We start from the raw sequence: 25,041 nt of genomic DNA, 5'->3' as shown, positions 1-25,041 counted from the left end.
GTGGCTTTATCTCCGTTCGCCGTCATCCGGATCATCGGGTTTCACGTTTTCGCGGTAGATGGCGTAGGCCACGAGCGCCGCCGCCGGCCCCAGAATGAGGCCGAGACCGGCTTTTCCCTTGAGCAGCGCCGGCAGCACGGCGAGCGCGGCCGTGATGCCGATCATCTTCATGTCGGCGTTGCGTCGTCTCGCCTCGCGGCGGGCGCGGGCGCCAGACATCAACTGATGGATCAACAGGATCAGCCCGGCGATGATCAGAAAGCCGGCGCCGAAGCCAAGCGCCGTCGCCAGCGATCCGTAGCGGGCCGCCGCCCAGATATAGGCCGCGCCGACCAGAAAGCCGAGACCGCAGAGCGCTGCCAGCGTGGCCAGCACATAGATGAGGGCCGCCGTGCGCGCACGGCGCATGGCGGCTGCGGTTTCACCCGAGGCGAAACCCGAGATCAGGGATACCAGCAGTCCCATCGGCGGGACTAGCGACGAGCGAGAAGCGCGAAGAGGAAGCCGACGCCGGCGGCGATTGCCAGTGACGTTACCGGCTTTTCGCGCACGCTTGCCATCATCTGTGCTTCGATATCCTTGGCGTTGCTGCGCAGGCTGTCAAACGCGGCTTCGCCCTGGGCACGCAACTGCTCGACCCCTTCGGTGGCCGCGCGCCGGGCAGTGCCATAACCGTGCTCGCTGGTCTTGGCCAGTTGCTTGGTGAGCTTTTCGATATCTGCCTTCAACTGCCTGATATCGGCTTCGAGATCCGCACTCGCCTGGCCTTCGCTTGCGGTCTTCCCTGCGGTAGCTGCCATTGCTTAACTCCTTGTGATTGCTTGATTTCAAACGCACCGCACGTCTCAAGGTTCCGAGACCAGGACAAAGTAGCTGAAAACGCGAGCGCGCGCACCTGATGCGCCAACCCCTTGGCAAAAAAGGGTGCTTCGTCAGATCAGCGGCCGGCGCACCTCGCCCAGCCCGTCCCAGCCGGCGAGCCTCTTGAGCCCTTCATTGTCGATGACCTCGCAACCGCCGTCACGCCAGACGACCAGCTTGCGATCCATCAGCTTGCGGATCGTCTTGTTGGTGTGAACCAGCGACAGGCCAAGCGTATCGGCGATGTGTTGCTGGGTGACCGGTATCTGAATGGATTGCTTGCCGTTCAGCCCGACGACCTTGGCCCGACTGCTGATGAAGGCGATGAGATAGGCGGCACGCTCGATCGCGCTGCGGCGACCGATGCTGAGCAGGTTCTCGTCCAGCATGCGCTCCTCGCGCGATGCGATCCAGGTGATGTCGTAGGCCAGCCCGGGGTGATTGCGGTAAAGCTCGTGGAGATGCTCGCGTTCGAAAACGCAAAGCAGCATCGGCGACAGGGCTTCGACGGAATGCTGCATCTCGCCCATCACGCTGCCTTGCAGGCCGATCAGATCGCCGGGCATGAGATAGTTGAGGATCTGGCGGCGACCATCCCGCAACAGCTTGTAGCGGAACGCCCAGCCGGAGAGCACGGTGTAGAGATGGGCGCTATGGCTGCCCTCCACCAGCACCGTGGCACCCTTGTCGACGGAGAGTTCGCCCTTCTTGAATGTGCTGATGAAGGCCAGTTCCTGTTTTTCGAACTCGCGGAAAACCGGCAATGGCCGCAACGGGCATTTCTCGCAAGGATACTGGCGGCTGGAGACAGCGCGACCGTTCTGGCCCGACATTTCGACCCCTCTTCGAAAGCCCGCTCTTTGGAACAGAGAAGGGCTGAGTTTCAAACGCGTTGCAAGGATCGAGGTTCCGCTCTCGACCACATGTCTTTTTTAAATGACAGCTCGCCGAATAACGATCATGACTCCGTGTGTTTCAAGGAGTCCTTGCCTGTGCCCCCTTTGCTTGACGGATTGCGGATTCTGGTCCTGGAGGATGAATTTCTCATCGCCATGGATGTCGAGCAGCTTTGCCGCGACCATGGCGCGGGCGAGGTGGTGATCGCCCGCGATCTGGCCGAGATCGATGACCGGCAGGTCGCCACGCAATTCGACGCGGCCATCGTCGACCTCATGGTGGGCGGCACCTCGACACTCGATTTCGCCTCAGGGCTGCGCGCGGCGGGCGTCCCGTTCGTGTTTGCTTCGGGCTATTCGGATGCCGATGAGATCAAGGCATCCTTTCCGGGCGTCAGGCTGGTCGGCAAGCCCTATTCGGGTGAAGACCTCGTGCAAGCGGTCGCGACCGCCTGCAGGCTAAGCTCCGCTGATTGAAACCTGATCCGCCTCCCAGCTCAGTGAGCCGGCGATCCCGTTACCTGGGCCGAAATCGCATCCGGACCATACTCATCCTCGCCGGAGATCTTCAGGATCTCCTGCAATCGCGTGCGAGCCCGGCTGACACGGCTCTTGATCGTCCCGACAGCGCAACCGCAGATCTCGGCCGCCTCCTCGTAGGAGAAGCCCGACGCTCCGATGAGGATGATGGCTTCGCGCTGGTCTTCCGGCAATTGTTCGAGGGCGCCGCGAAAATCCTTCAGGTCGAGTTGACCGTGCTGGGCCGGATGAACGGCGAGCCTGGCCGTCATGATGCCATCACTGTCCTGCACCTCGCGTCCGCGCTTGCGCATCTGCGAATAGAATTCATTGCGCAGGATGGTGAAAAGCCATGCCTTGATATTGGTGCCGGGCTGGAAGCTCTCATGCTTGTCCCAGGCCTTGACCAGCGTTTCCTGGACTAGGTCGTCGGCCTTGTCGGCATTCTGCGCCAGCGAGACGGCAAAGGCGCGCAGGCTCGGGATTGCCCCAAGCAGATCGGTCTTGAAGCCTTGGGAGACCGCTGCCATGCCTCAGTCCTTCTTCTGTGCGGGTTCGGCCTGTTCCAGTTGGCTGAGCAACTGGGCAAAGCGATCCGGCACATCGTCGGAGACCAGCTCGTCGTAGTATTGTTTGAGTTTGCGTCCGATTTCGGAGTTCGGCCCAAGTGGGTCGCCGGAACCATCCCGGCGCCTGCCCGCGACGCCAGCCAGAATATCTTTCGTCATATCCTTCATTTCGCCCTTGTATTCCCAGCACCCAAGCCGCTCATATCATTACTCAACACAACGCCAGCGGCATCATCGTCTGGTCGCCCATCCCGACCTCAAACGCCGTCCCGGCGCATTAGTTCCATGCAAGGCCGGAACTTTCTCGCGCAATCCGCGTTGTTTGCTCGGGGCTTGCAATCAGCTTGACCTGCAACCTATGCAATCACGTCATTCTGAGGGAGACGTCTTACCATGAGCTTATCCGCCACCATCGCACCAAACCTGCCGTTTCTGCGCCGCTTCTCGCGGGCTGTTTCCGGATCGCAGGAGAGTGGTGACGCGCTGGTCGCCGCGATGCTCGAAGCCATCATCGCCGATGTCGACATTTTTCCCGAGGCATCGAACGACCGCATCGCGTTATACAAGGTTTTCGCCAAGCTTTTTACATCGGTGGCCATTCGCGTTCCGCAGGAGCAGGCGCAATCGGCATGGGAACAGCGCGCCGCTGCCAATCTGAATGCGCTCGCGCCGCGGCCCCGCCAGGCCTTCCTGCTGGTGGCCGTCGAGGGTTTCACGGAGGACGAGGCAGCCGAGATCCTCGATGTCGGCGACCAGGAGTTTTCTGAGCTGCTTGCCCAGGCAAGCAACGAGATTTCCCGTCAGGTGGCAACCGACGTGCTGATCATCGAGGATGAACCGCTGATCGCCATGGACATAGAAGAGATGGTCGAGAGCCTCGGCCATCGCGTCGTCGGCACGGCGCGCACCCATGCCGAGGCGGTGACGATGTTCGGCAAGATGCGGCCAAAGATGGTGCTGGCCGACATCCAGCTTGCCGACGGCAGTTCGGGCATCGAGGCCGTGAACGAAATCCTGTCGTCGACATCGGTCCCGGTCATCTTCATCACCGCGTTCCCCGAGCGTCTCTTGACCGGTGAGCGCCCAGAACCGGCCTTCCTGGTCACCAAGCCGTTCAATCCCGATATGGTCAAGGCGCTGATCAGCCAGGCGCTTTTCTTCGATCGCCAGGCGAAAGCCGCCGCATAGCGCGCAGGGCGTTGCCCGCCGCAACGCCCCCGTTTGCCGGCCACCCGTAACAGCGAGCCACGCAGCCGAAGCCAGGCAGCGGGTGGCGGTGTGGTCGTGCGAACCCGCGTATGATCTTTATCTCGGCGCGACGGCTCCTCGGGGGTCGTCTTTTTCGGCAAATGGTGGAACAAACCGCATCTATCCACGTTTTTATCGCACCATTCGAAGGAGATGGATCATGCTCTACTGGGCGCTCGTATTTCTCGTCGTGGCGATCATCGCCGGCGCGCTTGGTTTCGGCGGCATCGCCGGCACGTCGGCCGGTATAGCCCAGATACTGTTCTTCATCTTTCTCGCCTTCCTGATCATCTCGCTTCTCGCCGGCCTGTTCAAGCGGGCGTCATAACGAGAGGGCGACCGAACACTGGAAGCCGCACCCCTCAAACGGCTTCCAGCCACCGCCGGGCGGTATCCTGCAAAGGGCACCGCTCGGCGGACTGCTTTTTGCGGGCGGGTTTTCGGGAAACCTCTTTTGGGAACCCATTTGACGGTGAGCCGTTCAGCCTGACTGGGTGGACAGGTTGACCGATGCATTCCAAGACCGGAGACGTGAAGGACGACGCGCAGGGCAATGACGTCATCGCCCTGCATCCCGCCGAGACTGGCATGCAGCTTGGCCGGGCTCTGCTCCACGCGCTGCACAATGCCGCCATTTCCGTTCTCTATCAGGATCGCGAGATGAAAACGGTATGGGCGCGCAACATGCGCGCGCCCTGGGTTTCCGAAACCGCAGACGGCAGCGGCGCCTTGCCGGCGGCGCAGGCCGATCGCATCGGCGCCGCCAAGCGCGATGTCATCGCATCCGGCAACCCGCAACGCCTCGAAATCAGTGTTCCCGCCGAAGACGGCTTTCGCTGGTTTCAAGTGTGGGTCGACGCCGACCACGGCGATGGCGGCTCGGTGCAAGGTGTCGTCACCACCATGGTCGAAACAACCGAGCAGAAACGCCGTGAGCAGACCCTGACGACGCTGTTGCGCGAAGTCAGTCATCGTTCGAAGAACCTGTTGGCGATCATTCAGAGCATAGCCACCCAGACCGGGCGCTACTCCGACGGCATCACTGATTTCCTGACACGCTTTCGCGGCCGGCTGCAATCGCTGGCCTCGTCCCAGGATCTGGTAACCTCCTCCAACTGGCGAGGCGCGGCACTTCACGAACTGGTGTCGGGCCAAGTCGGCCGGAACGGGGTGGATCCGTCGCACGGCCTGCGCTTCCGCGGGGCAAATCCCTATCTCAACCCCAACGCCGCTCTCCATATCGGCCTTGCCATGCATGAGCTCGCCGTCAATTCGGTCAGCTATGGCGCCCTGTCGCGGGCGAACGGCTTCGTCGAAGTGACGGCCGATCTGACGGCCGCGGCCGGCGGCACCGCGCTGGCGTTGACATGGGCCGAAGCGATAGGAGCCAACGACACCGAGCGCAACCAGAAGCGCTTCGGCAGCGTCGCGCTCGAGCGTGTCGTGCCCGCGTCCCTGAACGGAACGGCGACCCTTGAGATAGAGCCGGGCCGCCTCGAATACCGCCTTGTCGTTCCGCACGGCAATTTCGAGACGGAATGAGCGTCGGCGCTCGCCAGTTGGTTAACCGGCTGTTCACCATGAAAGCAGATGCTGTTTTTCCCAGAGACCGCTGGAACCTGCAGCGTCGCCGAACATTGCCGCAGCAGGACTTGCATGATGGTGTGGGAGGAATGCCTTGACGGTTGGCGACATGAACAGACTGGAGCAGGCCGCTCGTGTTTCGATGGGCGAGTTTCAGGACCCTGAAGCATCCGCGCCGCCGCTAGCTCCTGCTCCTCCCGTCTCGCTGCGCCTTGTCGCTTTGGTTCTGGCCGCGGTGATCGTCGCGGTCATCCTTCTCCCGCTGGCCTACTGAAGGTCCAATCCGCCACCCTGCGGTGGCGGCGGCGCCCACGGCCCGGCGCACCTCTTAATTCGCTGGACAGCCCGATGGCACAGGAACTTTGGCGACCATGGACCGTTACTATGGCGAGAGGACATGTCGCCATGGAACACATCGCTGCATTGTTGCTGGTCATCGGTTGCTCGAACACGATGGCCGAGTGCCACGAATTGCCGGTGCCTGTAAGCGTTTTCGCAACAGCCGACCAATGCGTCGCCGAGCGGCCGTTCGCCATGGGCGACGTGCAAGGGCAGGCTGAGCGCATCATCGCCAAATGCCTTGCCGTCGATCCGGCGCTGGAAGACGACTACGATCAGATCGTCTGGAACGTGCGTCCGGACGGCACGCTCGACGCTTCTCTGGCAATTTCCGACCTGGTGATGGCGTCGAACGGAGCGCGCCCAGAAAAAGACTATCTTCGCCAACAATAAATTCCAGCAGCAAAGGCCGATATTTCGTGCTAAATGGCGGCTGGCACTTGCTAAAGTGAGGACACAAAGTGAGGAGTGACTCTATGCGGAAGATGATTATTGCCATGGTTGCGGTGGCCGCTCTCAGCGGCTGCACCACGACCGAGCAGGACGTGGTTGGCGGCGGCTTGATCGGCGCCGGTGTCGGCGGCCTGGTCGGCGGCGGCAAGGGCGCGCTGATCGGAGCGGCTGTCGGTGCCGGGTCCGGTCTGCTGGTGCGCAACCTGCGCAATGGCTATTGCGTGTATCGCTACCGCGACGGCAGGGGAACCTACCGAGCCCGCTGCAACTAGTTCAGCGATCATCGAAACGTCGACCCGGAGACCGGCCTTGCCGTCTCCGGGTTTTCACGGCCGGACGCCATAGTCGTCAATGCCGGCTAACAGGTTTCAACCCGTTAGTGGAATTCTTATTTCCACGTTCAGCCCATTGGCTTGAAAATCGCGCTTGATCGTGCCGCGCAGCTCGCGCGTAACGTTCAGGTCGATCAGCTTGGTGCCGAAGCCGGTATTGGCCGGCGCTTCGAGTTTCTTGTGCCCGGTTTCCCGCCAGTTGAGAGCAAGAACCCTCTCGCTTCCGCGCCCTTCGAGTGACCAGTCGACCTTGAGCGCGCCAACCGAATTGCCGGCTTCGCCATATTTCAACGCATTCGTCGCCAGTTCGTGGAACGTGAGGCCGAGCGCCTGCGTCGTGGTTTCGTCGAGCAGCACCTCCGGCCCCGACAACAGCCCTTCGGGCAGTTCCTTGCCGAACACCTGACCAAGTTCGATGCGCAGCAGATCGCCGAGATCGGCCTTCTGCCAGCGCGAGCGCGTCAGCATGTCCTGGGACGCCGCCATCGCCTGCAGCCTGGCCGAGAAGGATGATGAAAACTCGTTGACGTCTGTGGCCCGCGAAGCCGTCTGGCGCGCGATCGCCAGCACCCGGGTGATCGAATTCTTGATGCGATGCTTCATCTCCTGCAGCATGAGGTCTTTTTCGATCAGGCTCTTTTCTGTCGTTTCGTGCAGGCGCGAGGCCGCCTCATAGGCTCGCTCCTGATAGCGCGCCACCAGCGCGATGGCGCCCGCCAGCAGCAGGCCGAACAGTCCCAGCATCACCGGAATGGCACGCGACGACGGCTGCGAGAAGGCGCTTGTCGGCCGGAACAGGACGGTCCACGGCCGGCCGGCCACCACGATCTTGCGGGTGACGAGCAATCTGTCGCCGAAGGAGGAAGCCGGCGGCGTCTCCGAGCGGAACAAGAGCTTGTCGCCATCCGCCGCGCCGTCATAGATTTCGGTGTTGACCGGCAGCAGCGGCGAGCGGCTGAGCGCGATCTGGAACAGGTCACGGGCCCGAAACGCCGCGTAGAGAAAGCCGGCAGTGGAGGATCTCGACGCATTGATGACATCGGGTGCGGTTTCGACATTGAGCCGCACGAAAACCAGGAAGCCGGTGAAGGTCTGTGCGGCGCCCGTACCCTGGCCCAGTTGCACCAGCCCGCTGGCGTGCTGCTGATCGTCGGACATTGCCTTTTCGATCGCTTCGCGCCGCACCGGTTCGGTGAACATGTCGTAGCCGATACTGGTCTGGTTGGACGGATCAAGCGGCTCGAAAAGCACGATGGGTGCGCGCCAGGGCTGGGTCGTGTCCGGATAGACCGGATGGCTGACGCCATGGTCGTGCAGCATGTCGCGTTCGATCGCCGCCTCGTCGCCCGCCTTGACGAGTCTGAGAAAGCCGATGCCACGCAAGCCGGCAAAATTGTTGTCGACATCCAGCGCGTTGAAGAACGCCTTGAACTCGTTCTGCGAGATGTCGCCGTTGCGGGCGTCGAACAGGGCCTGCGTCGAACGCAGCAGTGACAGGTGCAGGTCAATTCGGCTCTCGATCCGGTTGAGTGCGTCGTCGGCCGCCGCTTCGAACTTGATGCGGGCGGCCTCCTGCGTCGCGAAATAGGCAAACCCCGCCATCGTCATGCTGATCAGCGCAACGGCGATGAACGCGACGATTGGGAAAAGCTTCTTCAACGGATGACGCGGTCCCTGAGCAATATCGGACCTTTATGGGCAAGTCGTCCTGCCAACACAATGGCAGGGCCAAGCCATCCTGACGGCTGGCACATCACGTGTGCGGCAACCATCGGCCGGCCGCGGATGGGACCGGCTCTAGGCGGCGATCTTCAACGCGCCCGGTCCGGGAATGGCGCCGGGAGGGCATTTGCCCAGAATGATCATGCCAAGCACCTCGTCCTGGGTCACGTCGGTGGTGCGGGCGGTGCCGACGACCTGGCCGTTCTTCATGACGCAAACCCGGTCGGCAAGGTCGAACACATCGTGGATGTCGTGACTGATCAGGAAGATGCCGATGCCGTCGGACTTGAGCTGCTTGACCAGTTCGCCGACCTGCGCGGTTTCCTGCGGACCGAGTGCCGCCGTCGGTTCGTCCATGATCAGGATGCGCGCGTTGAACAGGATCGCGCGCGCGATCGCCACCGACTGCCGCTGTCCGCCCGACAGCTTGATGACCGGCTCCTTGAAGCGCTGGAAGCGGGGATTGAGCCGGCCCATCACCTTGCGCGCCTCGGCTTCCATGGCAACGTCGTCGAGCGTGCCCCAGGCGGTCATCAGCTCGCGGCCAAGGAACAGATTGGCGGCGGCGTCGACATTGTCGGCCAGCGCCAGCGTCTGGTAGATCGTCTCGATGCCGTATCTCTTGGCGTCGCGCGGGTTGGAGATCGATGCCTCCTCGCCATTGACGAAGATATGCCCTGAGTCGCGCTTGTAGGCGCCGGACAGGATCTTGATCAATGTCGACTTGCCGGCGCCGTTGTGGCCGAGCAGCGCCACGACCTCGCCGGGGAAAAGATCGATCGAGGCGTCGTCGACGGCGCGAATGCCGCCAAAGGCGATCGAGATGTTGCGCATATCGATCAGCGGCGTGCCGGCGGGAGCGGTCTTGTCCATGGTCGCTTCTCCTCCCTAAACGCGTTTGCGATAGACGGTGTCGAGCCAGACGGCGATGACCAGCACGGCGCCGACGACGATGCTCTGCAGCGGCGAGTCGACGCCAAGCAACACCATGCCGGACTGCAGCGACTGCATCAGCAGCGCGCCAAGCATGGCGCCGATGATCGTTCCCGAACCGCCGGCAAGCGACGTGCCGCCAATGACGGCAGCGGCGATGACCAGCAGTTCGTCGAGCGTGCCGAGCACGTTGGTCGATGAATTCTGTCGCGCCGAGGAGATCGCCGCGGCAACCGTCGCCAGCACACCCATGATCATGAAAACCTTCATAGTGATCCAGCGCGTGTTGATGCCGGCGAGGTTGGCGGCCTCGGGATTGCCGCCGATGGCAAAGACATAGCGGCCGAAACGGGTGCGGTTGGTGATGAAGGTCATGATCAGGCCGACGGCGATCGCCATCAGCACCGGTATGGCGATGCCATGGGCGATGAACAGGCCGCCTTCGGGAACGGTGATGTTGTTGGCGGCCGCGTATCTGTTCACGATGCCGATCGGCCAGGGATAGGAATTGGCGAGCCACACGGCGCCCATGATGACGGCGCAGGTGACCACGCCAAGCAGCGTCTCGGCCCAGATCGGACGCAGCGGAAAACGAAACCGCTTGCGCTGCACCCGCCCGTTGAACAGCGCAAACACCACCGCAAGGCACGCGACGATGCCGACGATCCAGCTCCAGGTCGCGCCGATCGATCCCGCCGGACCGCCGCCCATCAGCTGGAAGGTGGCGTCAAGCGGCGCCACCGTCTGGCCGCTGGTGACCCACCAGGCGGCACCGCGCCAGACCAGCAGGCCGCCCAGCGTGACGATGAAGGCCGGCACCTCGAGATAGGCGATTATGAAACCCTGGAAGGCCCCGATCAGCAGGCCGAGCGCCAGGCCGATGACCAGCGCCAGGACCCATATCCAGGGATTGCCGAGTTCGAGCCCGACAAAACGCACCAGGAAATGCACCTGTGCAAAGCCCATCACCATGCCGATCAGGCCCTCGGCGGAGCCGACCGACAGGTCGATGTTACGCATGACGATGACCAGCACCATGCCGCAGGCCATGATGGCGACCGCCGATGTCTGCACCGACAGGTTCCACAGATTGCGCGGCGTGAGAAAGGTACGGCTGTCGAAATCGAGCGGATTGACGCCGAGGCGCAGGCTGGAAATGACATGCAGCCCGGTCCAGATCAGCAGCAGGGCGCCGATCATGCCGAGCATGCGGGTGTCGATCTCGGTTGCCTTGAGAAACCGGGCGACCACGCCGAGCTCCGACGCACGCGCGATGTCGGCCTGCGGGTTGGACGTCGTGTCGGTCATGATTTCCTCCCACCGGCTGGCCGTCTGACGCGGATGCCGTAAGCAGCCTAGAAGCTATCCGCACGATGCGGAAACACAAATCTTTTTGAGAAAACGCCGCGGCTTTGGGCCGCGGCGTTGATATCGAGCAGGAACAGGCCCGGCTTAATTGCAGGCAGCGACGGTGCCGGCGGCAACGCCCGCGCAGACCTCATCCTTCTTGATCCAGCCGGCGTCGATGACAACGTTGAGATTGTCCTTGGTGATGGCAACCGGGGTCAGGAACAGCGACTTGACGGTGTTGCCGCCCGGCGTCGTGAAATCCTTCACGCCGGCGATGTCGGTCATCTTCTTGCCGTCGGCCAGCTGCGATGCGATCTCGGCGGCGTTCTTGCCGAGCTCGCGCGCGTCCTTCCAGACCGACACGGTCTGGGTGCCGAGCGCGATACGGTTCAGCGCGGCGTGGTCGCCGTCCTGACCCGACACCGGCACGGTGCCGGCCAGACCCTGCGCCGTCAGCGCCGCGACGACGCCGCCGGCGGTGCCGTCATTGGCCGCGACCACGGCATCGACCTTGTTGTCGTTGGCGGTGAGGAACTGTTCCATGTTCTTCTGGGCGTTGGCGGGCAGCCAGCCGTCCGTATAGGCCTCGCCGACATTCTTGATCTTGCCGCTGTCGATGGCTTCCTTGAGCACTTCCATCGAGCCCGAGAACAGGAAGTCGGCATTCGGATCGGCACCGGAGCCCTTGATGAAGACATAGTTGCCTTCCGGCTTGACCTTGAACACTTCGCGGGCCTGCATGCGGCCAACTTCCTTGTTGTCGAAGGTCAGGTAGAAGACATCCTTGTTCTCGATCAGACGGTCATAGCCGACGACCGGAATGCCTTCGTCCAGTGCCTTCTGCACCGCCGGGCCGATGGCCGAGGCATCCTGCGCCAGGATGATCAGCGAGTTGGCGCCCTGCGAGATCAGGCTTTCGACATCGGTAAGCTGCTTGCCGGGATTGGACTGCGCGTCGGCGGAGATATACTTGTCGCCGGCGGCCGCGATCGCCGCCTTCATGGCGGCCTCGTCTGTCTTCCAGCGCTCTTCCTGGAAGTTGGACCACGAAACGCCGATGACCTTGTCCTTCGCCTGCGCGACCGACGCGAGCGTCAGCGACATGGCGACACCCGCCAGGATGGCGGCTGTGAATCTCTTCATGTTATCCTCCCTGCGCCGCGTATGGCGCGACCAAACTGACCCGAAGGCCGGCACACAGGCTCTTTTTTCGAGCCTCGAAAAAATACTGATCCAACACCGGAACGCTGTCAACATCGATTCTGATGGATTTTGATGTCTCTCTGAATTTTTTTCGAGCCTCGGAATAAATAATGACAGGATAATTCGCTTCTGCCAGTATTTGGCTGGCGCATGTCGCCCAAGGGTGGGCAGCGGTTTCGGGACAACGACAGGCGCGGGAATGACGACCTGGGGCGCGACGCGCTTCAGGCTTCGCCGACGCCTTCGGAGGGCACGAAAGGCCGCGGCGACCGGGAGGATGTGAGAAAGCATGTCGGTCGGAATCCGCCACGACGATTTGCGCCGGCGCAACCGGGCAATGGTGATTGCGGCCGTGCGCCGCGCCGGACAGCCGTCACGCACCGAGATCGCCGCGACCACGGGCCTCTCCCACTCGACCATATCGGCGATTTCCTCCGACCTGATCGGCGAAGGCATCCTGGCCGAGAGCAAGCCGAGCGAGCCCGCTTCGCTGAAACGCGGCCGGCCGCAGGTCGGCCTCAGCCTCAATCCGGAAGCCGCGGCGGTGATGACCGTGGTGCTGTCTCTGAACTTCCTGTCCGTCGCCGTCATCGACTATGCCGGCCAGGTGATATCAGAGGAACAGCGCCGGCTGGAGACGCTGACGATGTCGCGCGACGCGCTTATCGGTGAATGCGTCGCCATCGTGCGACGCCGTCTCGAAGACCCCGATCTTGATGTCCGCAGCGTCGCCCGCATCGCGCTGGCCATCCAAGGCATTACCGACACCCGTGCTCGCGCCATGCTGTGGTCGCCGATCACGCCGCACACCGACATCGCCTTCGCCGACATCCTCGAGGACGAGTTCGGCATCCCCGCCACCATGGAGAACGACTGCAACATGATGGCGGTGGCGTTGCGCTGGCGCGATCCGCAGCGCTACCGTGATGATTTCATCGCCATCCTGCTCTCGCACGGCATCGGCATGGGACTGGTGCTGAAGGGTCAGTTGTTCACCGGCACCCATTCCTCGGGCGGCGAGTTCGGTCACATGATCCACCAGCCGAGGGGCGCGCTCTGCCGTTGTGGGCGACGCGGCTGCGTCGAGGCCTATGCCGGCAACTACGCCATCTGGCGCAACGCAAGGCAGCTGGGCGAGGACACCGAGCCGGTTGCCGATGTCAGCGACGCAGACATGCGCGCTCTGGCAGCCGCGGCCCGCGACAGCGCGGGGCCCGAGCGTGAAGCCTATCGCAAGGCCGGCGAAGCGCTCGGCTACGGCCTCGGCAGCCTGTTCGCGCTGATCGATCCGGCACCCGTCGCCATGGTCGGTGTCAGCGCCGCGGCCTTCGACCTGATCGAGCCGGCATTGCGCGAGGCCATAGCCCAGACCGCCGGCGGCCAGCATTCGGAATCGATTTCCTTCGACACCGAGCCGAACGAACTGCCGCTGATCCGCGAAGGCTGCGCCATGCGCGCGCTGACCTTCGTCGACCAGGAGATTTTCGCACCGGGCGCGCAAGCACGAACGGGCGCCGGAAAGAACGTTGCCTGAGGATCAGCGCATATTCTGAACGACCGGTCGACCTGAACCGGGCCTCACGATGGGTATGATGTCAGTTAGGCGCGCCAACTGTTAGGATGCTGTCTAATTCGACGCGCCCAGCCAATGCTCATCATCCCGCACCCTCAACACTGAAATTTCAGCTAAACCATCATCAGGACCACCAAGAAATGACCGCCTCGCCTCCCTTTCTCGGCTTTCCCGATCGGCTTGCCGATGGCCGTATCCCGCGCGCGGTGATCTTCGGAGCCGGCCACGGCAGCACCTATCCCGGCGAGGACAGCCGCGGCTATGCCTTGGCCGCCGACGCCATCCGCGTTGCGAGTCAGGGCGATGCCACACTCGTCGAGCACTGGGATTTCGATCTCGGCGGCCCGCTGTTCGACGGCAAGCCGGTCTGCTGCATCGACACCGGCGACATCCCGACCACCATGCATGACAATACCGGCAACAGGGCGCGGATCGAGGCGAAAACGCGTCAGGTTCTGGCATTGCCGGCCGTACCGATCCTGCTCGGCGGCGACGATTCCGTGCCCATCCCCTTCCTCGCCGGCTTTGCGGATCACGGGCCGGTCTGGATCCTGCAGATCGACGCCCATATCGACTGGCGCGACGAGGTGCATGGCGAGCGCTACGGCTATTCGAACCCGATGCGCCGCGCGAGCGAGATGCCGCATGTCGCCGGCATCGTGCAGGTCGGCATCCGTGGCGTTGGCAGCGCGCGCCTCACCGAAATCGAAGCGGCACGGCGCTATGGTAGCCGCCTTGTAACGGCCCGCGAGGTTCACGCCCAGGGCGTCGAAGCCGCTCTCCGGCATATTCCGGAAGGGGCGCGGGTCGTCGTAACCCTCGACTGCGACGGCCTCGATCCCGGCATCATGCCGGGCGTGGCGGCGCGTTCGCCCGGCGGCCTCGCCTACACCCAGGTGATCGATCTGATCGCGGGCCTCGGCAGGCGGGCCAGGATCGCAGGATTCGACCTTGTCGAGCTCTATCCTCCCGCCGACATTGACGGCCTGTCGGCCCTGACCGCGGCGCGCCTTCTCGTCAATGTGATCGGCACCGTCGTCCGGCAGGTTTGAGCCCGGACTGTCCCTAGTCTTCCCTGATCGCGTAACCCGCCCCGCGGATCGTGCGGATGACATCGGGCATGCGGCCATTGTTGACCGCCTTGCGCAACCGGCCGACATGCACGTCCACCGTGCGCTCATCGATATAGATCGTCTCGCCCCAGACATTGTCGAGCAGCTGGCTGCGCGAGAAAACGCGGCCAGGGTGGCGCATCATGAATTCCAGCAGGCGGAATTCGGTCGGTCCGAGCCGGATCTCGCTCTTCTTGCGATAGACCCGGTGCGACTCACGATCGAGCACGATGTCGCCAACCTTGAGCACGCTGGACAGCACTTCCGGCTTGGCGCGGCGCAGCAGCGCCTTGACCCTGGCCATGAACTCCGGTGTCGAGAACGGCTTGACCAGATAATCGTCGGCGCCTGTGGAAAGGCCGCGCACGCGGTCGCTCTCCTCGCCACGCGCGGTCAGCATGATGATCGGCAGCCGCTCGGTCTCGGGGCGCATTCTCAGCCGCCGGCAGAGTTCGATGCCGGAAACCGCCGGCACCATCCAGTCCAGCACCAGAAGGTCGGGAACGTTCTCCTGCAGCCGGATCTCGGCCTCGTCGCCGCGCGTCACCACCTCGACCTGATAGCCCTCGGACTCCAGATTGTAGCGGAGCAGCACACCCAGCGGCTCCTCATCCTCCACCACCATGATGCGTGGCGCGATCATCGGCTGCTCACCCCTGTCGTCATGCCGCCGGCGCGGACATTGCCGTCTCGTCCTGCTTCGGGCGATTGGCGGGCAGCTGTGTGCCGGTCAAAACATAATACGCATTCTCGGCGATGTTGGTCACGTGATCGCCGATGCGTTCGAGGTTCTTGGCGCAGAACAACAGATGCGTGCACGCGGTGATGTTGCGCGGATCCTCCATCATGTAGGTCAGGAGTTCGCGGAACACGGACGTGTACTTGACGTCGATGCGTTCGTCGTCGTTCCTGAGCTTGGCCAGCGCCGCCGCGTCGGCGGCAGCATATTCCTCGATCACGCCCTGCACCTGGATCAGCACCAGTTGCGCCATCGCATCGATCGAGTGCGAAAGGTCGCGAGGCGTGACGCTGAGGCCAACGGTGCCGACGCGTTTGGCTATGTTCTTGGCAAGATCGCCGATGCGTTCGAGGTCGCCGGCCATGCGGATCGAACCGACGACATGGCGCAGATCGTCGGCCATCGGCTGACGCTTGGCGATCAATGTGATGGCGCGGTCGTCGAGTTCGCGCTGGCGCGCGTCCATGATCGCGTCGTCGGAGACAACGCGCTGTGCCAGGGCGTTGTCGGAATTCAAAAGCGCCTTGGTCGCGCCGCCGACCATCGAGCCGGCGAGATCGCCCATATCGCTGATGAGCCTGCTGATCTGTCCGAGATCCTCGTCGAAAGAAGCGACTGTATGTTCGCCCATGATCTTAGTCCTCGTATGTCTGAGCTCAGCCGAAGCGGCCGGTGATGTAGTCCTGCGTGCGCTTCTCGCGGGGCGACGTGAAGATCTTCTCGGTGCGGTCGAATTCGACCAGTTCGCCCAGATACATGAAGGCGGTCTGCTTCGAGACGCGTGCCGCCTGCTGCATGTTGTGGGTGACGATGACGATCGTGTAGTCGGCCTGCAACTCGTCGATCAGCTCTTCGATCTTGGCGGTCGACAGCGGATCGAGCGCCGAAGCCGGCTCGTCGAGCAGGATGACTTCCGGCTTCACCGCCACGGTGCGGGCGATGCAGAGCCGCTGCTGCTGGCCGCCCGAAAGACTGAGGCCGCTGGCGTTGAGCTTGTCCTTGACCTCGGTCCACAGCGCGGCGCGCTTGAGCGCCTGCTCGACACGGCCGTCCATCTCGGACTTGCTGATCTTCTCATAGAGCCTGACGCCGAAAGCGATGTTCTCATAGATCGACATCGGAAATGGCGTCGGCTTCTGGAACACCATGCCGATCTTGGTCCGCAGCAGGTTGAGATCCTGCGACCGGTCAAGGATATTCTGGCCGTCGAGCAGCACCTGGCCCTCGGCGGTCTGTTTCGGGTAGAGCTCGTAGATGCGGTTGAAGACGCGCAGCAGCGTCGACTTTCCGCAGCCCGAGGGCCCGATGAAGGCGGTGACGCTGCGCTCGGGCAGCGACAGGGTGATACCCTTGAGCGCCTTGCTCTGACCGTAGTAAAAGTTGAGGTTCTTGACCTCGATCTTGGCTTTGGCGGTTGCCTCGGCGGCGATCGTCATGTCTGGAGACAACATCTGACTCATTTGTCCTCTCTGCGTCCGGTCAGGCTGCGAGCAAAGATGCTGAGCGCGAGAACCGTCAATGTGATTATGAGTGCGCCGGTCCAGGCCAGTTGCTGCCATTCCTCGTAAGGACTGAGAGCGAACTGGAAGATGGTCACCGGCAGGCTGGCCATCGGCGCGTTGAGATTGCTCGACCAGAACTGGTTGTTGAGCGCCGTAAAGAGCAGTGGCGCGGTCTCGCCCGAAATACGGGCGATCGACAGCAATATGCCTGTGACGATACCGGAAAGAGCGGCGCGGTAGGCCACCGACTTGATGACAACCCAGCGCGGCGCGCCGATCGCAGTGCCGGCTTCGCGCAAGGCGTTCGGCACCAGGTTGAGCATGTCTTCGGTGGTGCGCACGACGACCGGAATGACCAGGATGGCGAGTGCGACAGAACCGGCAAGGGCCGAGAAATGCCCCATCGGCCGCACCATCAGCTCGTAGACGAACAGGCCGATGATGATCGACGGCGCCGACAGCAGGATGTCGTTGATGAAACGCACCACCGTGGTGAGTTTTGAGAAGCGGCCGTATTCGGCCATGTAGGTTCCTGCAAGCACGCCGATCGGCGTGCCGACGATGACGGCGATGACCGTCATCACCACGCTGCCGTAGATGGCGTTGAGCAACCCACCGGCGTCGCCGGGCGGCGGCGTCATCTGCGTGAAGACGTCGAGGGACAGGCCGGCGGTGCCCTTGTAGACCAGCGCGCCGAGGATGAGCGCCAGCCAGGCAAGTCCGATGCCCGCGGCGATGACGCACAGCGTCATCATCACGGCATTCTTCCTCTTGCGGCTCTGGTGAAGCGATGAGGCTGTCGACATCGGTCAGGCTCCCGTGCGGGCGTCGATGCGCATCAGCATGTAACGTGCGATGGCAAGGATCAGGAAGGTGATGACGAACAGGATCAGGCCGAGCGCCACCAGCGAAGACGTGTAGAGATCGCCGACGGCTTCGGTGAATTCATTGGCGATGGTCGCGGAGATCGTCGTCGCCGGTGCGAACAGCGAGGTGCTGATCCGATGCGCGTTGCCGATGACGAAGGTCACCGCCATGGTTTCGCCGAGCGCACGGCCAAGGCCAAGCATGACGCCGCCCATGATGCCGATCCTTGTGTAGGGAATGACAACGCGGCGGGTCACTTCCCAGGTCGTGCAGCCAATACCGTAGGCGGATTCCTTCAGCACCGGCGGCACCGTGTCGAAGACGTCCTTGGTGATCGAGGTGATGAAGGGCAGCACCATGATGGCCAGGATCAGCGACGAGGTCAAAAGACCGATGCCATAGGGCGGGCCGGCAAACAGGCTGTTGAGGCCGGGAATGCCGTGGAACGCGCCGATGATGAAGGGCTGCACGGTCGTCTGCAGGAACGGCGCCAGCACGAACAGGCCCCAGATGCCGTAGATGATCGAGGGGATGCCGGCGAGCAGTTCCACCGCCATGCCGATCGGGCGCCGAAGCGGGCGCGGGCAAAGTTCGGTGAGGAAGATGGCAATGCCGATGCCGAGCGGAACGGCGATCAGGATGGCGATCGCCGAGGTGACGATGGTGCCGTAGATCGGCGCCAGCGCGCCGAATTTTTCGGTGACCGGATTCCAGCTTTCACTGGTCAGGAAGGAGAAGCCGAAGGTCGACAGCGCCTGCCAGGAACCGGCAAACAGCGAGATCGCGACACCGCCGAGCAGGACCAGCACCAATATGGCGGCGGCGCGGGTAAGCCCGTGGAAGATCGCGTCGGTCAACGCGAACCGCCTGACAGTGGCATCGCGCGAACCTCGAATGGCTGGCAAGGCTTCCTGGACAGCGCTCATGTGAAGCTCGGCTCTTTGTGTTGAGGAAAAAGGAGCGCCGCGGCGCGGCGCTCCTTTGGAGGATGTTACTCGCCGGCGTAGACGGGCTTGCCGTCGGTGACGATATCCGACTTCCACGAAGCCTTGATCAGGTCGACGACGTTGTCGGGGATCGAAACGTAGTCGAGGCCCTTGGCGATGTCCTTGCCGTCCTTGTAGGCCCAGGCGAAGAACTTCAGCGCTTCACCAGTGGCGGCGACATCCTCGGGAGTCTTGTGGATCAGCACCCAGGTCGACGCGGCGATCGGCCAGGTGGCGTCGCCGGGCTCGTTGGTGATGATGACGTTGAAGTTCTTCGCACCCTTCCAGTCGGCGTTCGAAGCAGCCGAACCGAAGGATTCGAGCGACGGCTCGACAACCTTGCCGGCAGCGTTCAACATCTTGGAGTAGGACAGGTTGTTCTGGGACGCGTAGGCATACTCGACGTAGCCGATGCCGCCGTCGGTCTGCTTGACGGTGTTGGCAACGCCTTCGCTGCCCTTGGCGCCGACGCCGACCGGCCATTCGACCGCCGTATCGGAACCGATCTTGTCCTTCCAGTCGGGCGACAGCTTGACCAGGTAGTTGGTGAAGTTGAAGGTCGTGCCCGAGCCGTCCGAGCGATGCACGACGGCGATCGCGGTCGACGGCAGGGTGAGCGTGGGGTTCAGCGCCTTGATCGCGGCATCGTCCCAGGTGGTGATGGCGCCCAGGTAGATCTGGGCCAACGTCTTGCCGTCGAGAACCAGTTCGCCCGGCTTGATGCCGGTGAGGTTGACGATCGGCACGATGCCGCCCATCACCATCGGAAACTGGACGAGGCCGTTCTTTTCCAGGTCCGCATCGGACATCGGCTTGTCTGTGGCGCCGAAGGTCACGGTCTTGGCGATAACCTGCTTGATGCCGCCGCCCGAGCCGATCGACTGGTAGTTGAGGCCAACGTTGGTGTCTTTCTTGTAGGTGTCGGCCCACTTGGCGAACACCGGATAGATGAAGGTCGAGCCGGCGCCGGAAAGATCAGCTGCCATTGCCGCGGAAAGGGTGAAGGTAGACGCCGTAGCCATTGCAATCGCAACGGCCGCCGAGCGGATGAAATGTCTCATGTGGCCTGCTCCTGTTCGGAAGATGGTCTCTCGGCGCCATTCCTCTCGGCGCCCGCTGAGGCCAATAGCCTTCGATTATTACAGTCGCATGACAGTTTGATGTCACCCCGGTAACGCGTCACTGGGGAAGGGAAGGCGCCAGCCAACCGGCGCTCGCCGGGGAGCCTAGCTTTGCTCCCGGAATCAGGCACTTGCGCCGTTTCAGACCGAAGCCGGCCTGCCGTTTCCGGATCGCTGCCCTGGTAAAGAAAATCCGGACGGGAGCGCGTTGCTCTCAGCCAGAGGATGTCTTGGCCGGGCCATCGCCGAAAACAGGTCCGTTGGGGTAGATTGACGCTGTTTCATGCCGGCGGTCGCTGCTCCCGCCCGTAACTGGAAGAGCGGAATTCGAATATGGCCATTGTCTCGACTGGGCGCCGCCTTTGCTATGGTGCGATCGCACCATAGTCTTGCCTCCAGGGGTTGCGGCGAATCCCGGTTGATTCCCCCAGAACGAGCGGATGCGATGCTAGCCGGCGTTGCGCTGAACCTGGCGACCAGCGCCGATCCAGCGCTCGACCTTCTCGAGTAGGGCCCTGGGACTGATCGGCTTGGGCAGATAATCGTCCATGCCGGCCTCCAGGCAGCGTTCGCGATCGCCCTTCAGCGCATGCGCGGTGACCCCGACGATCGGCACATGGGTGCCGGTTTCTTCCTCCAGCCGGCGAATGGCGGCGGTCGCCTCAAGCCCGTTCATCTCCGGCATCGAGACATCCATCAGGATCATGCATGGATTGAGCCTGCCGAAAGCGTCGAGCGCCTTGCGGCCATTGCCGACGATCTCGAAACCATAACCGGTCTCGCCCAGGATCTGGGTGAAGACCATCTGGTTCACCTCATTGTCCTCGGCCACCAGTATGTCCAGCCTGTCCCCGCCACCGCCGGTCGCCGGCAACCGGGGGCGAACCGCTGGCGGCTGCAGCAGCGCCCGTTGTGCCGATGGCGTCGACCGCTGTGGCTGCGGAACGTCGTTTCGAGCGCCATCGGTGGCGAGCGGCTCCGCCTCGCTGCCGGTCGCGTGGCGATGCCGCTGGATGGTGGCGACCAGCGTCTCCAGCAGCACCGACGACCGCGCCGGCTTGATCAGCTGGGCATCTATGCCGAGATCGCGATAGCTGGTGTTGGCGAGCGACTGGTCGACCGAGGTCAGCATGATGATCGGCGTGTCGGCAAGGCCGGCGGTGTTGCGCACGATCCGTGCCATTTCGGCGCCGCTCATGCCCGGCATCTGATAGTCGAGCACGACACAGTCGACCGGCACGTCATAGGCGGCGGCGGCGAACAGCACCTTGAGGCCCTCGGCGCCGCTTTCGGCCGCGCAGGAATCGAAGGTCCACGATGTCATCTGCTCGGTCAAGATAGCGCGGTTCACGGCATTGTCGTCGACGATCAGCACGCGCGCGCCGGTCACGTCCACGGGCATGATGCGTTGCCCGTCCTGCTGCCCGGCCCTTGGCAACGTGACCGTGAACCAGAAGGTCGAGCCCTTGCCCTCGGCGCTCTCGACACCAATGTCGCCGCCCATCAGATCGACGAGCCGCGAGGTGATGGCGAGGCCGAGGCCGGTTCCCTCGTGCCGTCTTGTCGAGGAGGTGTCGACCTGGCTGAACTTTTCAAACACGAGTTTCAGCTTCTCCTCGGGGATACCGATGCCGGTATCGGTAACCGAGATCGTCAGTTTCGTTCCCGTCGGAACCCGTTCGCCGGTGACGTCGACCAGCACATGGCCTTCGTCGGTGAACTTCACCGCGTTGCCGACAAGATTGGTGACGATCTGCCTGATACGGCCGACATCGCCGATGAACATGCTTTCGAGACGAGGCTCGACGCGCACGATGAGCTCGAGGTCCTTCTCCTTGGCGCGGGTCGAAACCAGCGTCGCCACATCCTCGATCGCCTCGGCAAGGTTGAAGGGCGCCGGATCGAGCACCAGCTGGCCGGCATCGATCTTGGAGAAATCCAGGATGTCGTTGATGATGGTGAGCAGCGCGTTGCCCGATTTCACGATGATGTCGGTGAACGTCTTCTGCTTCGGGTCGAGGTTCGATTTGGCCAGCAGTTCGGCCATGCCGAGCACGCCGTTCATCGGCGTGCGGATTTCATGGCTCATATTGGCGAGGAATTCCGACTTGGCGCGGTCGGCGAGCACGGCGCGCTGACGCGCCTCGCGCAGTTCGGCCTCGCGCAGCTTCAACTCGGTGATGTCGGTGGTCGACCCGATCAGGTAGAGCGAGCCGTCGGACGCGATCATCGCCCCCTTGCGGGCGAACTGGTGGCGCACGCTGCCGTCGGCGAGCGTCACGGTTTCCTCGACCTCCTGCGTTTCGCCGGTGCGCAGCACGGCGAGATCGCTGTTGACGAAGGCTTCGCCATCCTGTCCGAAAATCTCGATGTCGGTCTTGCCGAGCGCATCTTCCCTGCTGAGACCGGTGAGATCGCACCAGCCCTTGTTAACGTAGAACTGCCTGAGGTCCGAGCGCTTGGCGTAGATCGAGACCGGCACGTTGTCGATCAGGCTGCGGAACACCTCGTTCTCGCGCATGCTCTCTTCCAGCGCACGCTCGCGCGCCTTGACCTCGGTGATGTCCGTGCTCGAACCGACCAGATGCACCGATCCGTCCAGCGCCACCAGGCGGCTCTTGCGCGTCATCAACTGCCGCAGCGTGCCGTCGCGATGGGTGACGGGCTCCTCGATCTCCCTGACGCGACCGGTGACGACGACCTCGGTGTCGTCGTGGCTGTAGCTTTCGGCCTCTTCGGCACCGAACAGCTGGCGGTCGGTGAGGCCGATGACGTCTTCCTTGGCAATGCCGGTCAGCGCGCACCAGGCCTTGTTGACGAATTCGATGCTCAGATCCTGCGCCTTGATGAAGGCGGCCACCGGCAGCTCGTCCATGACGTGCCGGAACAGATCGATCTGGCGCATGCTTTCCTGCAGCGCCTTTTCGCGGCTCTTGATCTCGGAGATGTCGACGCGCACGCCGATGAAGGTGCCATCCTCGGTCCGCATGTCGTAGACCTGATACCAGCGGCCATCGGGATTGAGACGCTCATAGGATGAGTTGGGCAAACGGTAGCGGGCAAGAATGCCGTCGAGCCAGCGCTCGGGATCGCTGTCGTACAGTTTGTCGACTTCGGGGTCGCCACTAAGGCGGAAATAGCCGACCGAATGGCCAAGCGCCAAGGCCTCGCGGAAGGTGCGGCCTGCCTGCCACACGGGCTTCAGTTCGGGCAGCGTGTCCTGCAGCTTGCGGTTGGCGAAGACGAACTTGTCGTCACGGTCATAGATGATGACGGCGGCCGGCAGCGATTCCAGCACGGTCGCGAGGTTCTTGCGTGCGTCCTCGGCTTCCGTCTCGCGGCGCTTCATGTCGGAAATGTCGAAGATGAAGCCGGCGACATAGTTGCGGCCGCTGGCCATGCCGACGCGGCTCTTCCTGACGATGCGCGAGCGGCTGGCGCCCTCGGCCTCGAAATTTTCTTCCACTTCGTAGGGCCGTCCGGTGGCCAGCACGTCCCGTTCGCTCTGTTCGAAAAGCGCGACATCGTTCAGCGTGAGGAAATCGCCGCCGGGCTTGCCGAGCATGGCCCGAGGCGTCTGGCCGAACAAGGTGGCGAACGCCTCGTTGACGAACACGAAGCGCAGATTGTCGTCCTTGACGAAGATCGGATCCTTGACGGCGTTGATGACCGCTTCCGCCAGCCGCGCTTTCTCCAGCGCGTCGGCAAGTTCGGCTTCGCGGTTCTTCATGTCGGTGACGTCGACATAGGAAATCAGCCGCCTGCCCCCGGCCAGCGGTGCCATCGACGAAATCAGCGTGCGGCCGTCATTGCGCGGGAACTGCCGCGATCCGGCCGTGCCGGCCCTGATTTCCGCCTCGCGATCGGCGATATGCTGCTGCCAAGTCGCGTCCTCGGAGCCGTACGGGTCGACGTCGCGGCTGGCGTTCATCAGATCGCGGAAGTTGCAGCCGATCTCGGCGCGCCGGGCGTCGATCTGCCAGAAATCATAGAAAGCACGGTTGATGACTTCGGCGCGCATGTCGGCATCGAGGACGAGGACGCCGATCGGCATCTGATCGACCATGGTGCGGAGATTGGCGAAGGTTTCGGCGATCTTGGCGTTGGCGCTCTCGATCTCGGCATCGCGACGCTTGACCTCGGTGACCTCATAATAGGTCAATAGCCGCTTGCCCCCGGACAGCGCCGTCACCGAGAACATCATCGTCCTGCCATTGGCATGGGAAAACTCGCGTGGCGCGACGGAGCCGGCGCGAATCTCCTCGATGCGGGTGGCGAGGTAGCGCTGCCATTGCTGTTCGTCGAGGTCGCCGTAGATGCCGTTGCGGCGGTTGAGTTCCATTAACAGGCTGAACGGAGCGCCGACGGTCACTGCGCCTTCCGGAATCCTGGAGAGGTCGCGATAGGCCTTGTTGACGATCAACGTGTCGAGCACGGCGTCAAGCAACACGACCCCCATGTGCATGGCGTCCATCGTGCGCTCGAGATCGGCAAGAAGCTGGGCCGGCTCGCCGCTTGCCGGCGGCCCCTGCTCCAGCTTCTCGAAGGCGCCGGCCAGCGCCGTGACGTTGCGGCCGATGCCGCGATAGCCGATGAATTGTCCCGTGTCGTCAAACCTCGGAAAACCGGTGGTCAACACCCAACGGCAATCGGCGCGGCCACCTTTCAGTTCATAGACGAAGTCGCGAAACGGCCGGTGCGCCTGCAGATCCTCCAGATGTGCGGCGGCACTGCGGTCGCCGTTCAGGACCTGCTTGAGGAAATCGAAGCGGAATCGGCCAAGCACATCGGCCGGATCGATGCCGGTGGCTGCCTGGTAGTTTTGCGACAGCCAGGAGAATCGCAGCTCGGCGTCGGTCTCCCAGACCCAGTCCGAACTGGCTTCGACCAGTTGGCGAAGCGCGTCGGCCGAATCCATGTCGGCGGCGCACGATGGTGCACCGTCGCCATGCGACGTCGATTTGCGAGTCCCACGTTTGCCGCGCGTTGCTTCGTCCGCTTCCGCCATGCCATCCCACCCCGAAAACCAAGGTCGAACCCCCTCCGTGGTTCGTCGGCGGAATGTGCCCGAGAAGCATTAACGATCCGCTAACCTTAACGGCTGGTTAGAGAGCGATCGGCCGGTCCGGCCT

The 25,041-nt window shown here is 63.0% G+C and carries 26 protein-coding genes; 10 read left to right on the top strand and 16 right to left on the bottom strand.

The features are described 5' to 3' along the window. Window positions 1-6 precede the first annotated feature (6 nt). The 3 genes from AC56QQ_RS05990 to AC56QQ_RS05980 form a co-directional block, all read right to left on the bottom strand. On the bottom strand, window positions 7-465 hold the full coding sequence (locus tag AC56QQ_RS05990; RefSeq protein ID WP_497125906.1) for a hypothetical protein: 459 nt from the start codon (window positions 463-465) through the stop codon (window positions 7-9). 8 nt (window positions 466-473) lie between these two features. Continuing rightward, entirely contained in the window at window positions 474-800 is a 327-nt protein-coding gene (locus tag AC56QQ_RS05985; protein ID WP_489858121.1) for an ElaB/YgaM/YqjD family protein, read from the bottom strand. A gap of 132 nt (window positions 801-932) precedes the next feature. Further along, window positions 933-1,694 (bottom strand): Crp/Fnr family transcriptional regulator, encoded by a 762-nt coding sequence (locus AC56QQ_RS05980; protein ID WP_489858122.1) that lies wholly within the window; start codon window positions 1,692-1,694, stop codon window positions 933-935. 159 nt (window positions 1,695-1,853) lie between these two features. On the opposite strand from AC56QQ_RS05980, the gene AC56QQ_RS05975 reads away from it, so the two are divergent. Next, complete coding sequence (locus AC56QQ_RS05975; protein WP_497125905.1) at window positions 1,854-2,234, top strand: response regulator; 381 nt, start codon at window positions 1,854-1,856, stop codon at window positions 2,232-2,234. 20 nt (window positions 2,235-2,254) lie between these two features. Here AC56QQ_RS05975 and AC56QQ_RS05970 read toward each other — a convergent pair whose 3' ends face one another. Further along, on the bottom strand, window positions 2,255-2,806 hold the full coding sequence (locus tag AC56QQ_RS05970) for a sigma-70 family RNA polymerase sigma factor (RefSeq protein WP_091578588.1): 552 nt from the start codon (window positions 2,804-2,806) through the stop codon (window positions 2,255-2,257). A gap of 3 nt (window positions 2,807-2,809) precedes the next feature. Next, on the bottom strand, window positions 2,810-3,013 hold the full coding sequence (locus tag AC56QQ_RS05965) for a NepR family anti-sigma factor (RefSeq protein WP_091578589.1): 204 nt from the start codon (window positions 3,011-3,013) through the stop codon (window positions 2,810-2,812). Between the two features lie 225 nt (window positions 3,014-3,238). On the opposite strand from AC56QQ_RS05965, the gene AC56QQ_RS05960 reads away from it, so the two are divergent. The 7 genes from AC56QQ_RS05960 to AC56QQ_RS05930 all read left to right on the top strand — a co-directional run bounded on the left by AC56QQ_RS05960 (window position 3,239) and on the right by AC56QQ_RS05930 (window position 6,741). Further along, entirely contained in the window at window positions 3,239-4,033 is a 795-nt protein-coding gene (locus tag AC56QQ_RS05960; RefSeq protein WP_489858124.1) for a response regulator, read from the top strand. Window positions 4,034-4,253: 220 nt separating this feature from the next. Continuing rightward, window positions 4,254-4,421 (top strand): DUF1328 domain-containing protein, encoded by a 168-nt coding sequence (locus AC56QQ_RS05955; protein WP_091578592.1) that lies wholly within the window; start codon window positions 4,254-4,256, stop codon window positions 4,419-4,421. 182 nt (window positions 4,422-4,603) lie between these two features. Then, the gene (locus AC56QQ_RS05950; protein WP_497125904.1) at window positions 4,604-5,635 is read left to right on the top strand and encodes a sensor histidine kinase; all 1,032 of its coding nucleotides are present in this window, start codon (window positions 4,604-4,606) and stop codon (window positions 5,633-5,635) included. Next, window positions 5,632-5,775 (top strand): hypothetical protein, encoded by a 144-nt coding sequence (locus tag AC56QQ_RS05945; protein ID WP_497125903.1) that lies wholly within the window; start codon window positions 5,632-5,634, stop codon window positions 5,773-5,775. Before AC56QQ_RS05950 ends, AC56QQ_RS05945 begins: the two co-directional genes overlap by 4 nt. Next, window positions 5,772-5,951 (top strand): hypothetical protein, encoded by a 180-nt coding sequence (locus AC56QQ_RS05940; protein ID WP_497125902.1) that lies wholly within the window; start codon window positions 5,772-5,774, stop codon window positions 5,949-5,951. Before AC56QQ_RS05945 ends, AC56QQ_RS05940 begins: the two co-directional genes overlap by 4 nt. A gap of 131 nt (window positions 5,952-6,082) precedes the next feature. After that, the gene (locus tag AC56QQ_RS05935; RefSeq protein ID WP_497128889.1) at window positions 6,083-6,409 is read left to right on the top strand and encodes a hypothetical protein; all 327 of its coding nucleotides are present in this window, start codon (window positions 6,083-6,085) and stop codon (window positions 6,407-6,409) included. An 83-nt stretch (window positions 6,410-6,492) separates the two neighbouring features. After that, window positions 6,493-6,741, top strand: a complete 249-nt coding sequence (locus AC56QQ_RS05930) for a YMGG-like glycine zipper-containing protein (RefSeq protein ID WP_489858128.1) — start codon at window positions 6,493-6,495, stop codon at window positions 6,739-6,741. Window positions 6,742-6,837: 96 nt separating this feature from the next. Here the strand turns inward: AC56QQ_RS05930 and AC56QQ_RS05925 are convergent, their stop codons facing one another. From AC56QQ_RS05925 to xylF, 4 genes are all read right to left on the bottom strand, one after another. Then, window positions 6,838-8,460 (bottom strand): CHASE domain-containing protein, encoded by a 1,623-nt coding sequence (locus AC56QQ_RS05925; protein ID WP_497125901.1) that lies wholly within the window; start codon window positions 8,458-8,460, stop codon window positions 6,838-6,840. Window positions 8,461-8,598: 138 nt separating this feature from the next. Continuing rightward, window positions 8,599-9,396, bottom strand: coding sequence for an ATP-binding cassette domain-containing protein (locus AC56QQ_RS05920; RefSeq protein WP_256752616.1), 798 nt, complete (start codon window positions 9,394-9,396; stop codon window positions 8,599-8,601). Between the two features lie 15 nt (window positions 9,397-9,411). Then, window positions 9,412-10,764: a sugar ABC transporter permease gene (locus AC56QQ_RS05915; RefSeq protein ID WP_489858130.1), complete on the bottom strand. Its 1,353-nt coding sequence runs from the start codon at window positions 10,762-10,764 to the stop codon at window positions 9,412-9,414. A gap of 144 nt (window positions 10,765-10,908) precedes the next feature. Beyond that, window positions 10,909-11,949, bottom strand: coding sequence for a D-xylose ABC transporter substrate-binding protein (gene xylF / locus AC56QQ_RS05910; RefSeq protein WP_269907680.1), 1,041 nt, complete (start codon window positions 11,947-11,949; stop codon window positions 10,909-10,911). A gap of 349 nt (window positions 11,950-12,298) precedes the next feature. On the opposite strand from xylF, the gene AC56QQ_RS05905 reads away from it, so the two are divergent. After that, window positions 12,299-13,543, top strand: coding sequence for an ROK family protein (locus AC56QQ_RS05905; RefSeq protein WP_489858131.1), 1,245 nt, complete (start codon window positions 12,299-12,301; stop codon window positions 13,541-13,543). A gap of 179 nt (window positions 13,544-13,722) precedes the next feature. Beyond that, on the top strand, window positions 13,723-14,634 hold the full coding sequence (locus AC56QQ_RS05900) for an agmatinase (RefSeq protein ID WP_497125900.1): 912 nt from the start codon (window positions 13,723-13,725) through the stop codon (window positions 14,632-14,634). A gap of 13 nt (window positions 14,635-14,647) precedes the next feature. On the opposite strand, the gene phoB is transcribed toward AC56QQ_RS05900, so the two are convergent. The 7 genes from phoB to AC56QQ_RS05865 form a co-directional block, all read right to left on the bottom strand. After that, entirely contained in the window at window positions 14,648-15,337 is a 690-nt protein-coding gene (gene phoB / locus AC56QQ_RS05895) for a phosphate regulon transcriptional regulator PhoB (RefSeq protein ID WP_010911896.1), read from the bottom strand. A 19-nt stretch (window positions 15,338-15,356) separates the two neighbouring features. Continuing rightward, window positions 15,357-16,064 (bottom strand): phosphate signaling complex protein PhoU, encoded by a 708-nt coding sequence (gene phoU / locus AC56QQ_RS05890; protein ID WP_489858133.1) that lies wholly within the window; start codon window positions 16,062-16,064, stop codon window positions 15,357-15,359. 25 nt (window positions 16,065-16,089) lie between these two features. Next, entirely contained in the window at window positions 16,090-16,893 is an 804-nt protein-coding gene (gene pstB, locus AC56QQ_RS05885) for a phosphate ABC transporter ATP-binding protein PstB (protein WP_256752622.1), read from the bottom strand. After that, the gene (gene pstA, locus AC56QQ_RS05880) at window positions 16,890-17,741 is read right to left on the bottom strand and encodes a phosphate ABC transporter permease PstA (RefSeq protein WP_489858134.1); all 852 of its coding nucleotides are present in this window, start codon (window positions 17,739-17,741) and stop codon (window positions 16,890-16,892) included. Before pstA ends, pstB begins: the two co-directional genes overlap by 4 nt. 3 nt (window positions 17,742-17,744) lie before the next feature. Continuing rightward, window positions 17,745-18,728, bottom strand: coding sequence for a phosphate ABC transporter permease subunit PstC (pstC, locus tag AC56QQ_RS05875; protein WP_489858135.1), 984 nt, complete (start codon window positions 18,726-18,728; stop codon window positions 17,745-17,747). A gap of 65 nt (window positions 18,729-18,793) precedes the next feature. After that, window positions 18,794-19,849: a phosphate ABC transporter substrate-binding protein PstS gene (gene pstS / locus AC56QQ_RS05870; RefSeq protein WP_489858136.1), complete on the bottom strand. Its 1,056-nt coding sequence runs from the start codon at window positions 19,847-19,849 to the stop codon at window positions 18,794-18,796. Between the two features lie 508 nt (window positions 19,850-20,357). Further along, entirely contained in the window at window positions 20,358-24,917 is a 4,560-nt protein-coding gene (locus AC56QQ_RS05865; RefSeq protein WP_497125899.1) for a PAS domain-containing protein, read from the bottom strand. Between the last annotated feature and the right edge of the window lie 124 nt (window positions 24,918-25,041).

The organism is Mesorhizobium sp. RCAM 05099 (assembly GCF_059683685.1).
Note: the sequence above shows the minus strand (reverse complement) of the source record. Positions and strands in the feature narration are given on the sequence as shown.

Excerpts from the sequence above, each read along its gene's own strand:
- AC56QQ_RS05905 (WP_489858131.1), top strand. The coding sequence starts at position 12,299 with ATGTCGGTCGGAATCCGCCACGACGATTTGCGCCGGCGCAACCGGGCA.
- AC56QQ_RS05980 (WP_489858122.1), bottom strand. The coding sequence starts at position 1,694 with ATGTCGGGCCAGAACGGTCGCGCTGTCTCCAGCCGCCAGTATCCTTGC.
- AC56QQ_RS05950 (WP_497125904.1), top strand. The coding sequence starts at position 4,604 with ATGCATTCCAAGACCGGAGACGTGAAGGACGACGCGCAGGGCAATGAC.
- AC56QQ_RS05900 (WP_497125900.1), top strand. The coding sequence starts at position 13,723 with ATGACCGCCTCGCCTCCCTTTCTCGGCTTTCCCGATCGGCTTGCCGAT.
- AC56QQ_RS05935 (WP_497128889.1), top strand. The coding sequence starts at position 6,083 with ATGGAACACATCGCTGCATTGTTGCTGGTCATCGGTTGCTCGAACACG.
- pstS (WP_489858136.1), bottom strand. The coding sequence starts at position 19,849 with ATGAGACATTTCATCCGCTCGGCGGCCGTTGCGATTGCAATGGCTACG.
- AC56QQ_RS05960 (WP_489858124.1), top strand. The coding sequence starts at position 3,239 with ATGAGCTTATCCGCCACCATCGCACCAAACCTGCCGTTTCTGCGCCGC.
- pstA (WP_489858134.1), bottom strand. The coding sequence starts at position 17,741 with ATGTCGACAGCCTCATCGCTTCACCAGAGCCGCAAGAGGAAGAATGCC.
- xylF (WP_269907680.1), bottom strand. The coding sequence starts at position 11,949 with ATGAAGAGATTCACAGCCGCCATCCTGGCGGGTGTCGCCATGTCGCTG.
- AC56QQ_RS05930 (WP_489858128.1), top strand. The coding sequence starts at position 6,493 with ATGCGGAAGATGATTATTGCCATGGTTGCGGTGGCCGCTCTCAGCGGC.
- AC56QQ_RS05990 (WP_497125906.1), bottom strand. The coding sequence starts at position 465 with ATGGGACTGCTGGTATCCCTGATCTCGGGTTTCGCCTCGGGTGAAACC.
- AC56QQ_RS05915 (WP_489858130.1), bottom strand. The coding sequence starts at position 10,764 with ATGACCGACACGACGTCCAACCCGCAGGCCGACATCGCGCGTGCGTCG.
- phoU (WP_489858133.1), bottom strand. The coding sequence starts at position 16,064 with ATGGGCGAACATACAGTCGCTTCTTTCGACGAGGATCTCGGACAGATC.
- AC56QQ_RS05970 (WP_091578588.1), bottom strand. The coding sequence starts at position 2,806 with ATGGCAGCGGTCTCCCAAGGCTTCAAGACCGATCTGCTTGGGGCAATC.
- phoB (WP_010911896.1), bottom strand. The coding sequence starts at position 15,337 with ATGATCGCGCCACGCATCATGGTGGTGGAGGATGAGGAGCCGCTGGGT.
- AC56QQ_RS05985 (WP_489858121.1), bottom strand. The coding sequence starts at position 800 with ATGGCAGCTACCGCAGGGAAGACCGCAAGCGAAGGCCAGGCGAGTGCG.
- AC56QQ_RS05955 (WP_091578592.1), top strand. The coding sequence starts at position 4,254 with ATGCTCTACTGGGCGCTCGTATTTCTCGTCGTGGCGATCATCGCCGGC.
- AC56QQ_RS05945 (WP_497125903.1), top strand. The coding sequence starts at position 5,632 with ATGAGCGTCGGCGCTCGCCAGTTGGTTAACCGGCTGTTCACCATGAAA.
- pstC (WP_489858135.1), bottom strand. The coding sequence starts at position 18,728 with ATGAGCGCTGTCCAGGAAGCCTTGCCAGCCATTCGAGGTTCGCGCGAT.
- AC56QQ_RS05865 (WP_497125899.1), bottom strand. The coding sequence starts at position 24,917 with ATGGCGGAAGCGGACGAAGCAACGCGCGGCAAACGTGGGACTCGCAAA.
- pstB (WP_256752622.1), bottom strand. The coding sequence starts at position 16,893 with ATGAGTCAGATGTTGTCTCCAGACATGACGATCGCCGCCGAGGCAACC.
- AC56QQ_RS05965 (WP_091578589.1), bottom strand. The coding sequence starts at position 3,013 with ATGAAGGATATGACGAAAGATATTCTGGCTGGCGTCGCGGGCAGGCGC.
- AC56QQ_RS05920 (WP_256752616.1), bottom strand. The coding sequence starts at position 9,396 with ATGGACAAGACCGCTCCCGCCGGCACGCCGCTGATCGATATGCGCAAC.